At 46.5% G+C, this 15,011-nt stretch carries 3 protein-coding genes; all 3 read left to right on the top strand.

What is annotated here, in order from left to right; translation table 11 throughout:
- The first annotated feature begins 168 nt into the window (after positions 1-168).
- The 3 genes from rtxH to rtxA are packed head-to-tail and all read left to right on the top strand — an operon-like array spanning position 169 to position 14,936.
- Positions 169-513 carry a protein RtxH gene (rtxH, locus tag Xind_RS20835; RefSeq protein ID WP_047678763.1) on the top strand — a complete coding sequence of 115 codons (345 nt, stop codon included), beginning with the start codon at positions 169-171 and terminating at the stop codon, positions 511-513.
- A 34-nt stretch (positions 514-547) separates the two neighbouring features.
- Positions 548-1,009 (top strand): RTX toxin-activating lysine-acyltransferase RtxC, encoded by a 462-nt coding sequence (gene rtxC / locus Xind_RS03310; RefSeq protein WP_047678766.1) that lies wholly within the window; start codon positions 548-550, stop codon positions 1,007-1,009.
- A 28-nt stretch (positions 1,010-1,037) separates the two neighbouring features.
- The gene (gene rtxA, locus Xind_RS03305; RefSeq protein ID WP_187649483.1) at positions 1,038-14,936 is read left to right on the top strand and encodes an MARTX multifunctional-autoprocessing repeats-in-toxin holotoxin RtxA; all 13,899 of its coding nucleotides are present in this window, start codon (positions 1,038-1,040) and stop codon (positions 14,934-14,936) included.
- Positions 14,937-15,011 lie beyond the last annotated feature (75 nt).

Genomic DNA, 15,011 nt, shown 5'->3' with positions numbered 1-15,011 from the left:
TCATGTTGTAACGGTGTTTTTGGTGCTACTTAACCTATTAGGTAGCATGTAATAGAGGGATTTAATGATAAAATTATCCTAATCAAGATAAGGTTCATTTATCATTTATTCTCTTTTAATTTAATATGTTTTTAACATTGGATTAATATTTATTTAATGGATAATGATATGTCTGAAAAATTCGTTCAAACAATTTCAAGCGTTAATTACAATAAAGGTGTGTTTTCTCTTTATTTTGTTGGTCAAGATCCTCATCAAATGGCAAATGGGGTACTGGCGGAAAACGATAAAGAATTGGCGTTAAAACAAGTTATCCATATGCCGGTATCAGGTTTTATGTATATGGTTTCTATGGTGAAAAGTATGCTCGAAGATCCACGTATGGAAGCTGAAATCAATAAGCTGATTGCTGCTGGGTTTTTGCCGATGCCAGAGATGGACGAAAATGCAGCACCTGTTGAAGTTGAACAATCTGTAAAACCGACGGCACGTAACACGAAAAAATCAAAATAAAATCAGTAAAATCCTACCAGATAGTTGCTCGATTATGATGATCACACATCAACCAGCAACACTGAGTCAGACTGAAATACAAGCATTAATTGGTGGGGTGATGTTACTTTGTCAACATTCTCCCCTGCATCGACGCTATTTAGTTGCAGAATGGCAACAACGTATTTTACCGTCATTTCAGCTCAATCAGTTTTGCTATTACGAAGATGAATACCAACGCCCAGTTGCTTTTTGTAATTGGGCTTTTTTGTCTGACAGCAGTCGGGATGCAATCCTTTCCGGTGAACGGGAAATCATGCATGAAGACTGGCGTTCTGGTCAGCATATCTTTTTTCCAGAAATGATAGCGCCTTTCGGACATGCGCGTGACATTGCCTGCGATCTGCGCCGCCGTGTTTTTGCAGCGTGGAAAGGGCAGAAAGCCTGTACTGTCCGGGGCATTCTGGATATTAAAAATGACCGCTGTATCCGCCGGGTGCAGTGGTTTACTGTTTAATTTTTTTTGCCCAACACCAGGAATATTTATGGGGAAATCATCTAATCGAAGTACTGAATACTTCTTTACCGGTAAATACGAAGATGATAATGACGGTAACACAATACACGCCATCGGCGTTGGTGGCGTCATCAATGCGTACGGTGGTAATGATTACATTGTCGTCGGATCAATTGGGGCTACAGTCAATACTACATGGGGACATGATACTATTGTCGGCGGCGCGGGTTATCTGAATATCAATGACACCAGTGGCTCTCTGACCGTAAAAGGCGGTGCGGGATATGCTACTATTAATAAAACACATAACGGAACGGTAGAGTTTGCCGGGGCTGCCGGTGGGTTGCAAATCAACCACACCGGTGACAATGGTGCTATCAATTACTCTGGTATATCTGGATACAATGGCATCACCCGCAAAGGTGTGCGGGGAGATATCCAGTTTAAGGGGGCTGGTGGTTATAACAACCTGTACTCCGATGTTGAACAGGGGAATATCCATTTCACTGGTGCAGGCGGTTATAACAAGATTGTTCGTAAAGGTGCTGACAATGATTTCAGCGGTGAAGGGATAGAATACGCTGATGCCGGAGAAATCGTCCTGAAAAATGCCACCATGAATGGTTCATGGATTGGCAGCGATCATCAGGTATCAGGCCTGAAATCAACACGAGAGCCGAACACGTATCTGTTTGCTTTTGCAGATGGTACTTATACTAAAATCAATAAAGTTCAGCTTCGTAATGATCCGGCAACGGGAAAACTGATCTATCACTCAACCTCTTGGTATAAAGAAGGAAATCACCTTAAAGGGCTTGAGAAACAAGATATCTCTGCTCAGGGTGGTTTTGTGGATGTTAATCTTGACGGCGCATATACCCTGTCAAATCTGGTTGTTGAACGTCAGCAACTTGTCACAATTCAGGCAGTACAGCAGAATCTGACGGAAAACGCATGGGTGATTTACGGTAATGGTATCCAGGTTAATGCGGCTGATATTGTTTTGTCAGATGCCAGAATGGGCGGATATGCAATTTATCAGGATGGCACGACTGTCGATGTAAAAGCGGTCAAATCTAACCGGATGCCAAACACCTATGTGTATGCCAAAAAACTGGGCATATATACCAAAATTGTGGTAGTTGAGTTAAGGAATAATCCAGAAACCGGAATACTGCAATACATCGCCCGCCCTTGGTATAAGGAAGGTGATCACACTGCCAATCTGGCAAACGAAATCATTTCTGCGGGCAATGGTTATCACAGTATGGGCACCGGAGGTTATTCACTGAGTGATCTCCATTATAGCGCCAAAGTGGTACACACAGTGAGTGACCGTGTTGCCAGGACACACGAATATAGCGAACAGTCGCTATTTCCGGCCACTGAACGACGTGAAAGTTCGGGAGATGTTCGTTATGAAGGCGCTGGTGGCGGTAACGTTATCAAATCTAACGTGACAAGAGGTAATGTCTACTTTGATGGTGCCGGTATTGCCAATTTTATTGAACATACTTCCGAATTCGGTAACACAGAATTTAAGGGGGCGGGTGGCGCCAACGTCATCATCAAAAAAGGCCAGGAAGGAAACCTGAGCTTTAATGGTGCCGGTGTTGCCAACGTACTTCTTCATCAGGGGAAGCGTGGGGATATGGAAGTCAATGCTGGCGGAGCAGCAAACGTACTGGTTCGCGTTGGTGATGGTCGCTATCTTGCTCATCTTCTGGCGGTCGGCAATATCTCTATCCACAAAGGTAATGGCAATAGCCGCGTTTCAATGGGAGGGGGTTTTAATACTCACACTCAAATTGGTCATGGGGATGCGGTCTGGTCTGGTGTGGGTGGTGCCAATGTCCTGACTAAAATGGGGCAGGGCCATGTTTCTTCTGTTCTGGCCGGGGGAGCTAATATCCTGACCAAGATAGGGGAAGGTGATCTCGAATCTGGCTCGTTCGGTGGTGCCAACATTATTACCCATATTAGCAGTGATAGTGATACTTCTAATCCACTTTCTTCTGATACAAAAGCAGTCGCACTGGGCGGTGCCAATATTCTGACCAAAAAGGGCAAGGGCAACCTCTTGGCTGTTATGGGAGGTGGTGCTAACGTCCTGACGCATGTTGGTGATGGAACAACTTCCGGCATCATGTTAGGTGGTGCCAATATTCTGACCAAAGTTGGCAATGGCGATACTACCGGCATCATGTTGGGGTTGGGTAACGTCTTGACCCACGTTGGTGATGGACAAACATTGGGTGTGATGGCTGCGGCGGGTAACATCTTCACTAAGGTGGGAGATGGTGAAACCATTGCCGCCATGTTAGCAGTCGGCAATATCTTTACCCATGTCGGAGAAGGGAATGCGTTCGCAATGATGGCGGGCGGCGGCAATATCTTTACCAAAGTGGGTAATGGTAATGCGCTGGCGTTAATGTTGGCATTTGGCAACGTATTTACTCACATTGGTGATGGCACCAGCGTTGCTTTGATGATCGCCAAGGGCAACATTGCGACGAAAGCCGGTAATGGTGACGCACTGGCTGCGATGATCGGCAAAGCCAATATCTTTACTCAGATTGGTCACGGCTCCACTTTTGCTGCCATGATTGGCGGTGCAAACGTTCTGACCAAAGTCGGCAATGGCTTGACGGCGGCATTGATGATAGGCAAGGCCAACATTTATACACATGTGGGTGAAGGAACCAGCATCGGTTTGTTTGCCGGTACGGCTAACATCATGACGAAAGTCGGTGATGGCACAACATTAGCTGCTATGTTCGGTAAGGCTAATGTTATGACTCACGTCGGTAATGGCCTGACAGGTGTGCTTGCATTGGGCAAAGCCAATATCGTGACAAAAATCGGTGACGATTTTATGGGCGTCGTTGCTGCTTCAGAGGCCAACGTAGTGACGCATGTTGGTGAAGGAACAACGGCCGCTTTGTTGAACGGTAAAGGAAACATTCTGACTAAAGTGGGTAATGGAACTGCTGTTGGTCTGTTGGTTTCTAAAATCGGCAATATTATGACTCACATTGGTGACGGAACCACAGTCGGATTTGCCAAAGGTGAAGCCAACGTCATTACCAAAGTGGGTAATGGTTCGGGCGTCAACGCAGTTTGGGGCAAAGCCAATATCCTGACCCATTATGGTGATGGAGATCGCTACAACTTTGCCAAAGGTGAAGCAAATATCATCACTAAGGTGGGGGAAGGACAGGAAATCACTGTTGTCCAAGGGCAAGCCAATATCGTTACTCATGTAGGTAATGGGGATGATTACACCGGTGCTTGGGGCAAAGCGAATGCGATCACGAAAGTGGGTGATGGGCGTAATGTCGTACTTGCTAAAGGTGATGCCAATATTGTCACTCAGATTGGCGAGGGAGATAGCTTCAACGCGTTGTGGAGTCAGGGCAATCTAGTCACCAAAGTGGGTGATGGCACTCAAGTAACTGCGGCTAAGGGCAAAGGCAATATCATCACGACAGTCGGTAACGGTTTGAGTGTAACGGCGACGCATGGCGACCTGAATGTGAACACCAAAGTCGGTGATGGCGTCTCTGTCAACGTGGCTTGGGGGAAATTCAATGTCAATACCCGTGTGGGGGATGGCCTGAATATCTCCGTCATGAAAGGGACAGGCAATGCTAATATCCGTGTCGGTGATGGCCTGAACGTTAATGCCTCTTATGCCCGAAATAATGTGGCAATTCAGGTAGGTAACGGTGATTTCTACAGCCTTGCCGTGGCCGAAAGTAATACCCAGAGCAATAAGTTAGGGGCACTGTTTGATAACATTAAGCAGACAGTGCTCGGCACTGCTGGTAGTCAGGGCATCAATTATCTGGTTAATGGTGATGAAGCCAACACATCGGGAACCCATAAAGGGCGTGGTGCCATTGACTTGCCAGAGGTTTCCTCACTGAGTGGTTTCAGACTGACAGAGATTGATGAAGTGACTTCTGAGTTGGGCGACAGCCTGAAAGGAACAGTATCAGAAGTGAATACGCCAGACACTGATGCAATCCAGAATGCTCTGAGCGATGAAACGCAGGGGTATAACTTAATTACCAATGGTGATTTTGAGCAGGGTTCTGTGGGATGGCAGTCCTGGCAGTCCACGAGTGGGGTTGAAGCTGATTTTTCTGCTGAGTCTTATGGGCTAAATAAGAAGGGACACGGTGAGCGTGTCAGTGAACTTGATACCAATACTAATACCCGTATTTACCAGGATATTGACAACCTTACCGAAGGAGAGTCCATCACAGTTAGTTTTGACTTCGCAAGGCGTACCAATATTTCTGCTGATAATGGGATGTGTGTATTCTGGAATGGCGAAATTGTTTTTTCAGTTTCCGCAGGTGAGGCAGCATGGAGTAACAAAACCTTAACTCTGAAAGCACAAGAGGGAAGTAACCGACTCGAATTTGCAGGTACTGGCAGAAGTGATGGTTTGGGTTACGTTTTGGATAACGTTGTTGCTCAATCTGAACTGTCAGGCAGTAGCGTTGCTAAGCATGTGAAACAGGATAAGGCAGCCCAGAATGCCTTACAGGATAAGGAAAAAGCAGAAGCCGATCGTCAACGTCTGGAGCAGGAAAGAGATAAGCAACTGACAGCGGTTTCTGGTACTCAAGCACAACTGGAAAATACCGATCTGGAGGCACTGGAGGCTAATGGTCAATCGCAGCGTGATTCTATCAATGATGAAGCACAGGCAGTGACCAACGCGTTGATGGCAAAAACGAAAGGATTGGACGCGTTGAATGATCATGCGACGCATCATGGACAATCCGGCAGTCAGTGGCGTGATCAGTTTGCTGATGGTTTGTTGGGAAATCTGCAATCCCAACTGGATATTGCAAAAGAGATTGCACAGCAGCAACTAGATCACTCCCAACAAGCCTCTTCAGAACGACTGGGTGATATTAAAGACGCAGTCACCAAATCTGAGTCAGGTATCCTCAAAGGGGAACAAAACCATCAGCAGTCTTTACAGGACATCGAGAAAACCCGTGCCGACATAGAATCGCGGGAACAAGAAGCTATAGCTCGCATGCAACAGGCTGAACAGTCTGCCCGTGATGGAAAATCCGCAGTACAAAAAGCAGAACAGCGTGGTCAACATGCAGTGTCTGCGGCGGAGATAAAAACGGCACAAGTACAATCTGATGCTAAAGGTGCGAAACTTGATGGCAATAGCCTGCCGAACCGGGCGCAAGCAACGGGAAGCGGATTGTCAGTTAAGGGGCAATCCGCGACTTATACTGGAAACGCGTTTGAAACAACGGTTGAAAATCACGCCGAAAAAGTCAATAGCTATATTGATTCCGACTCTTCTGTTGAAACAGAGGAGGGACTCAGTATGGAGTTGCAATATCTGGAAGAAGATCTGAACGAACTTGACGATGCAAAAGAAGCGTTGGATCGTTTACAGATTAATGCCGGAGTGCGTATCAGAAAGCGGCAGACTAATCTTAATGCTCAAAGTGAGGAAACTGCGCAGTCATCGGCTGATAGCCACGTTTCCGTCAATGCTCCTGATACCTCTACTGATACATCTGCGTCTGCCAGCAGTATGGCGGATAGGCCTGTCAATTCTGTCAGAAAAGAACAGAAAATTTCTGGTTTGGATCTCAGCGGGCTAAAAGCACTGGGGGAAACGCTGGCACAGCCGGAAGCGGCAGAGACATCAACAGACTTTGGGGCAGCGGCCAGAGCACAGAAAGTGGCTGATGTTTACCGCTGGCTGGACAGTGATAACGATGTGGCGACCGAAAACTACATTCCAGTACCGGGCTTTGAACGTGTGGATGCAGATATCCCTGACGATCTCAGACAAAAAATGGTGAATTTTGTTGAAGGTTACCTGAACGGAACTGAAAACAGTGTACCGGAAGAACAGAGATCTTCACTGGCGAAACTGTTCGTTGATGCCACAATCGACTATGACTGGGATAAGCGGGTCGAATTTATTTCAAGACTTGAGCACTATGGCTATAGTTTTGAGCCTACACATGGTGATAAGAGCATCGTGTCGTTCTGGTCTGGCAAGAACTTTAAACAATACCGCGACATTCTTGACGCAGCCCAAACGGACGGTAAAAAGGTCGTTTACGATACAGATGTAGAAGGTAACTCTTTTGCTATTCAACTCAACAAGATATTGATGCGTTGGGGCGGCATTTTCCTTGATTCAGATAATGCACAGCAGAATGCACTACAATCAGTCATTAACGCATCTACACTGAGTAATACGGGTTTCTGGAGTTCCCTGTATGCAACCGGATCACGTGATGATGTCTATGTCATTGCTGAGGGTGGCCTGCGTTTGGGCAACTATTTCTGGAATGTTGAATTGCCAGTGTTGCGTCAATTACAGCGTGAAGGATTAGTGGGAGAAATCCGTCTGCTGGATAAAGCAGCCAAAGAGTATCAGGGCGTACCGCTTGAAGAGATTGGCCGCAGGCTGACAGAAGCGGGCGTTTCCGTAAAAGCACGTTTTGACTTACTTAGCCTTAAAGAACAGGAAAAACGCCTTGCGTTGAACCCTGACAGATATCAGCCGGATACACTGATTGATCTGAATATCAAAACCAGTGCTATCGACAATCTGCTGAATCAGGCATTGCCATTCTATGGATTACGTACAGAGCGTAATTTGCTGGTACGTGAATCTGATGATGAGGAAGGTTTTGAAGTCCGCCCTTGGCCGGGCAGTCGTGATAATGGTTCTGAGAATGCAAGCTTCAAGACCATTATTGTAGAAGATCAGGATGATACAGCTCAGATTAAAGCTATTGAACGTTTTATCCTCGCCAACTATGACAATTACGCTCAACTGCCTGATAAGTTATATCTGGTGGATGATCGCATTGTTTCCCATGATAACGGACGTACCCGTATTCTGGCTGAAAAAGTGGAAGGTAGCTGGCGTTACCAACCGAAGACAGACCTGATGTCTGTCAGTGAATTGCAGGAAGCGGCTTACGTTAAAGGCAAAATCCGTGGCGACAGTTATCAGAATGTACTGGATGCGCTCAGAAGCTATGAAAATGTGCTGCAAGAAAGTAAAGATTATGACCTTCATGCCATTGAAAAACTTTATGATTTACATCATGAGGTGGACGGTTATCTGTTGGGACATCCGGATTCAGAACGTGTGCCAACACTGAAAAACTTGTTGTCACAAATTAATGTGCGGATTGACGAGTCAACGACGCTTGCAGAATCTACTGTAGAAAGTTCTGGGAAGGGCAGTTTCAGTGAGCTGTATAACAAACTGGGTAATGCCAACCTGAAAGATTCGAAACACCTTTATATTGATGAGCAGGGCGATTTTGTTACCCGTGGTAAATCCAATATTCAGATTGCCACGAAAACAGAAAGTGCAGAAAAAGCGATTGAGCAAGTCAAGACATCCATCACCAGAGAATATGGTCAGTCAGTGACAGAAATCGTTTTCTCAAATCTGAATGCCCGTGACCTGGCGAAAGATGGCAAGGGAATTGATATCTCTGGTTTGAAAAAGATACATCAGGCCATTGAACAGCAATTATCGCCGATCAGCGCCACTTTGTTTATCTGGAAGCCAAGCGATCACAGTCGGTTAGGCCATGCAGCCCTGCAAATCGGACATGGACGTATTGAAGTCAGTGCAGAAAATGCAGAGGAATTTAATGAGAAAAACTATGTCAGTTGGTGGCCGAAAGGTGGCAAGTCAACCAACATTGGCCGCATTTTTGATGTTTCCTCAGCGGAGTATCCGGATGTAAAACTCCGTTGGCGTGACCTCAGCCAACCGGCAGGACAAAGTGGAGCGCTGGCGCTGGATGTCTCTTCCGAAGAAAATGATAACTTTGGCTTGCAGGATGGCGCACGTAAGCTGGAAAGATTTATTGAAAAGTTACAGGTAGCAAAAGGCATTGATGCAAGATTTGAAGACATCAGCGAAGGTTTTGCTATGGCTGCTTTGGCGAATCCTAATCTGTTGAAATCTGCCGGCATACCGGAGCATATTGCGCGCCCGTATATGCAACAGTGGGAAGATGGCCGCATAGATATGTTTGAAGTGGGTAAGGGATTTGCCGAAGCACTGCGGACAGTAGCAAAACAGCATTCACCTGAACTGACTGAGAAACGCATTGCCAATGTGATTCGTCAATTTGCAGAGTATGAACTGAGTAATATTCAGGACTTTAAGGCCAGTGAACCCGATCAGGGACGTGTCTTCCGTATTAATCTGGCAGGCTTGGATGCGGCAGCGATGCAGGCGGAATGGCATAAAATCAGCCAGAATCCTGATGCCCGTTACCAATTACTGACAGGTAACTGTTCAAGTATTGTTGCCAAAGTTCTCAAAGCGGGAGGCGCGGATCAGGTCATCGGACATAAATGGCGGCCACATTTTGGCATTTGGACACCAAATGAGTTGTTCAATTATGCGCAGGCATTGCAGGAAGCGCAGGCTGAGCACATAGTCAGAAAGCCAAACCGTCTGATCGGTGAAGATTTGACAGTGCCGGGTAGCAGCGAAAGCAAAGATAAAAACAAGGTACTGGAAAATGTCGCCATTGATAATGATGGTACGCCACCACGTGAGCGGGAACCATTTAACCCGATAGCACGCTTCCTGAATAACGAACTTTATGGTGCTAAAGATGCCCGCCGCAATGTCAATGAAGATACCCAGATATTGCTGGATCACGCGGTTAATAACGGCACAGCCGATAAAGTGACATTACGAGGCAGTGCCGGACGCCTGACAGGCTATTACCATCTCTCTGCTCAGGGAACAGAGGCATCTACAGAACAGAGTATAACGAAAAAAGTTGTACTTTTCATTCATGGTTCCGGTTCATCAGCGGAAGAACAAGCCGATGCTATCCAGCTTCACTACCAAAAACAGGGTATTGATTTGCTGGCGGTCAATATGCGGGGTTATGGTTCCAGTGACGGACATCCGAGTGAAAAAGGGTTATATCAGGATGCCCGCACAATGTTCCACTACCTGGTGAATGATCGTGGCATCAAACCAGAAAATATCATCATTCATGGCTACTCAATGGGAGGCCCGATTGCGGCAGATCTGGCCCGTTATGCAGAACACAGTGGACAACCAGTATCCGGTCTGTTGCTTGATCGCCCAATGCCGAGTATGACCAAAGCCATTACAGCCCATGAAGTACCAAACCCTGCTGGGATCACAGGGGTGCTGGCAAAAGCGGTGAATGGGCGGTTTTCGGTTGAAAAAAATCTGCAAGGTATCTCGAAACAGACACCAATCATGTTGTTGACCGATAGCGAAGGGTTGGGGTCTGAAGGTGAAAATCTGCGTTCCAGACTCGTCGCAGAAGGTTATCAGGTGTCGGGTGAACATACTTTTTATGGACATGAAGATAGCAACAGATTAATGAAGCAATTTGCGCGGCAGATTGTGACTAGTCTGTTTGATGTGCAACATCAGCCTCATAAACCAGAAATACTTAAAGATATCTGGAGTGAATTGAAAAGCGTTGGTGAAGTGCTGAAACCACAGGTAAACAAAGCAGGCATAACCACGTATGATATCCGTACAACAGAAGATTTTCTGGCAGGTTATAAGCAGGGCCATGCCAAACAGATCGTGGATGGATTCCGTTCAGACATGAGCATCAAGCAATTGGTGGATCTGCTGGTTAAAGGAAACTGGAGCGCAGAACAAAAAGGTGCTTTGACATGGGAAATTGAAAGTAAGGCCTTAAAAGCCACTTTCCAGGAGAAAGCTGAGAAATTCCACCTCTTGTTCCGTGATGTAGCTTCTGCGGGTATTGCTGATACTAAGGCAAATGAACAGCCTGCACCACAGACATTGTTCCTGAATCTGTCCAATGATGGCTATGGTGGGCGTTGTGACCCATTATCAAAGCTGGTTCTGGTAGCGAAACAGCTTGAAAACGATGGTCAGGACGGCGTTGCCCGTAAATTACTGGAAAAAATGTACTCCACAGCCGCCGTACTCAATAATCCAGATCTGTATTCAGCGACTGAACTCGCTAATGCCAATAAGTTCTTGGGGTCTTTGGCAGCCCTGCATGCCCGTAACCCGATGTATGAGACATTTATCAAAGTATGGGAAGAAAAGCTGGAAGGCGAGCGGGCACTGACTGTTAATGGCGTAATTAATAAAGTGACTGCGGTAAATACCGATGGTAAACCGGTTCTCCTTGAACTGGATGCGCCCGGCCATGCGATGAGTGCGTGGGCGAAAGGCAGCGGTGAAAATCGTGTCTATGGTTTCTATGATCCGAATGTCGGTATTATCGAATTTTCTTCTGCCGAGAAATTTGGCGATTACATGACACGTTTCTTCGGCAAAACTGGTTTGAATATGGAAAACAGTTACAAGATGCCGAAAAATAGCGCGGGTGAAGCTGTTTTTTACCGTGTAGTGGTGATGGATGGCGGTGTACTGGCTACCTATAAACCCACACACAATGTCAGCATGAGGGATATCCTTGATCTGAACGTGTTTGATGAAACGCCGATGAAAGCACGTGCAGAACCTGAAATTACCGATGTGGTGAAATCACCACTTAAGGACAATCTGCCTGAAAGTGTTGACCGCGTGGTTGACAATAAAAATGTCGAATCATGGGAACGCGTTACCGTCACACCACAGGCGGAAGGTGGTGAAAGCCGCTTTGATGGTCAGGTTATCATCCAGACAGAAAATGATCCGACGGTCGCCAAAGCGGCGGCAAGTTTGGCAGGTAAACACCCTGATACCAGTGTTGTTGTCCAGCTTGATGCAAATGGTGAGTATCGTGTGGTTTACGGTGATCCTGCTAAATTGTCTGGCAAATTACGCTGGCAGATTGTTGGACACGGGCGTGATGAATCAACTCAGCATCTGACTCGCATGGCGGGATACAGCGCTGACGAATTAGCACTGAAACTGAAACAATTCAGTACAAACTTCAAACAGGCAGGTATACCGGAACATATCAGCCTTGTGGGCTGTTCATTGATCCGTGATGATAAACGTGACGGTTTCGCACGACGCTTTATTTCAGCACTTGATGGGCAAGGGCTCCGCACTACCGTGTCAGCACGCAGCAGTGAAGTTGCGGTAGACAGCATTGGCCGTAAACATACCCGTGATGTTCAGGAGCAATGGGTTCATAAGCTGGTAGATAATAAAATTGTGTTGGGCTGGAATGGGAAAGGGGAAGTGGAAACTCATTCTGAACGGATCCGTCGCGGCATCTCTGAAAATGATATTATTCTGTCCCGTGTGGGGCACGGCAATGCAGAGGCCAAACCGCAAGGGGCGATTGCAGAAAACAGCGAAACATTCCATGCGCCGAAGCAGTATGAGAATGACAAGGCACTGCAAAATAATAATGCACCGAATGCAGCATCTTCTGACCAGCATCTGAGCTACTCCGGCAATATTCAGGTACAAGTAGGGGATGGAGAATTTACTGCTATCAACTGGGGAACCACGAATGTCGGGATCAAAGTGGGAACAGGTGGCTTTAAATCTCTGGCTTTCGGTGATAACAATGTGATGGTTCACATTGGTCATGGTGACAGTAAGCACAGTATAGATATTGCTGGTTATCAGGCATTTGAAGGTGCACAACTGTTTGTGGGTAACCGTAACGTCAGTTTCAACCTGGGACGTAGCAATGATTTGATTGTGATGTTGGAAAAATCCATTCCGACACCGCCATTGGTCAACCCATTTGATGGTGCGGCACGTATTTCCGGCGTATTGCAAGATATTGCCAGCTCACAAGGTTCATCGGATTGGCTGGCAAAGCAGGATCAACAATGGAGTCTGGAAGGTGCGAAGAAATATGTCAGCGATCTGTCGGGCCTCGATCTGACCAGCAGTGTCAAATATGAAACCCTGACTGAACTCAACACAGAGAATGAGCGTAGCAGTCGTGGTCTGAAAAGCGATCTCGAAAGTACCCTGAACAAAAAATACAACCAATGGTTGGGAGGAGCGGGTAATAAACCTGAACCGGGAAGCCTCAGTCGGGCAGATAAGTTCCGGCAGGCAAATGAGAAACTGGCTTTCAACTTTGCTGTTGGTGGGCAAGGCGCTGATATTCAGGTGACAACCGGCAACTGGAACTTCATGTTTGGTGACAATATTCAATCAATACTGGATACCAATCTGGGTTCACTGTTTGGTTTGATGACTCAGCAATACACCTCAACAGGTATGGCAAAAACCACCTTTACATTCAGTCCGACGGATCTGCCACGTCAGATCAAGAACAAGCTATTGGGAAATCTTGCTGGCGTCAAAGCTGATACTACATTGGCAGATATTTTTGGGGTCGATTACACACCAGATGGACGCATTGTTTCCCGTTCCGGTCAACCCGTGGATGGTGTTGCTATTCTGCGGGAAATGCTGGAGATCATCGGAGAATTCAGTGGTGATCAACTGAAAGCATTCACTGATCCGGACAAATTACTTGATGGCTTAAAAGCGGGGTTAAATACGGGTACTGATGGTATTAAATCTTTCGCAGAAAGCCACGGATTGAAAGCGAAAGCGCCTGTTGACGCAGAGGAAGGCAAAATATCCCTGAGTGAAGGTAATAAGCCGGCTGAGCAAACCGAAGCTGAACGACCAGAACGTGCATTTGGGTTTAATGCTCTGAACCTGCCAAATCTGTTTGCGACTTTGTTCAATCAGGATAAACAAGCGGAGATGAAATCTCTGGTCACTAACCTGAAAGAGAACCTGACAGCCGATTTGTTGAACATGAAGGACAAAACGTTTGACTTCCTGCGCAACAGCGGTCACCTGCAAGGTGACGGTGATATTCACATCTCCCTCGGTAACTACAATTTTAACTGGAGTGGTGATGGTAAAGATCTTGGTGCGTATCTGGGAGATAACAACAACGTCTGGGGCGGCCGTGGCGATGATGTCTTCTACTCTGTAGGAACCTCCAATATTTTCACTGGGGGTGAAGGTAATGACGTGGGCGTTCTGATGGGGCGCGAAAATATGATGTTTGGTGGTGCAGGCAATGACGTTGCTGTACTGGCCGGACGCATTAACTACGCCTACATGGGAGAGGGTAATGATCAGGTCTTTGCTTTCGGTGAAGGCGGTGTGATTCAAGGCGACAAAGGACGCGATTATATCGTGGCGTCAGGTAACTTCAACCGTATTGATGCCGGTCAAGATCAGGATTATGTCGTCACTATTGGTAATAACAATCAGGTGGATTTGGGAGAGGGTGACGACTTTGCGACCGTATTTGGTAACTATAACCAAATTGATGGCAACAGCGGCAGTAACTCTATCAAACTGATGGGATATCATGCGGTAATCAATGGTGGTACGGATAATGATCATCTGATCGCCGATGTGGTTTCCAAGTTCAGCCAATTTAGCGGTGGTGACGGCGATGATCTGCTGGTACTGGGTGGATATCAGAACCGCTTTAAGGGAGGAACAGGTGTCAATAGTTTTGTGGTCAGCGGGAATGTCATTGATAATGTGGTTGAAGATATCAAACAAAGTGACAAGATCGTTTTCAACGATATCAACTGGCAAAACTTGTGGTTCCAACGTAGTGGCTACGATTTGGTTCTGTTGACCAACCGCAATGTCCGGGATAGTTCGGTACAGGGGCAGTTTGAAACGGTAGGCTCTGTGACCTTCAATAATTACTTTAATGGTAATCGTGCGAATATTGTTACCTTGATGGGCGATAAAGATGCACAAGGTGAACGCGAATATAAAGCCCTGTCTGACAATGCTGTGGATACGTTGGTGCAGGCGATGAGCGGATTCTCCCCGAATATCGGTGCCAGCAGTTTTATTGACTCGTTTGATAGCCAGACGAAGTCAACCATCATCACTGCCTGGACTGATACGACAAACGGGAAGTCTAAACTGGCCTGATGGCGGGCTGGATTTGATTTTTCAGATTTTCTCATTAATAAAAATGGCTCACAGTAGTGGGCCATTTTAGTTTAC

This window comes from Xenorhabdus indica, from assembly GCF_014467235.1.
GTDB lineage: Bacteria > Pseudomonadota > Gammaproteobacteria > Enterobacterales > Enterobacteriaceae > Xenorhabdus > Xenorhabdus indica.
Note: the sequence above shows the minus strand (reverse complement) of the source record. Positions and strands in the feature narration are given on the sequence as shown.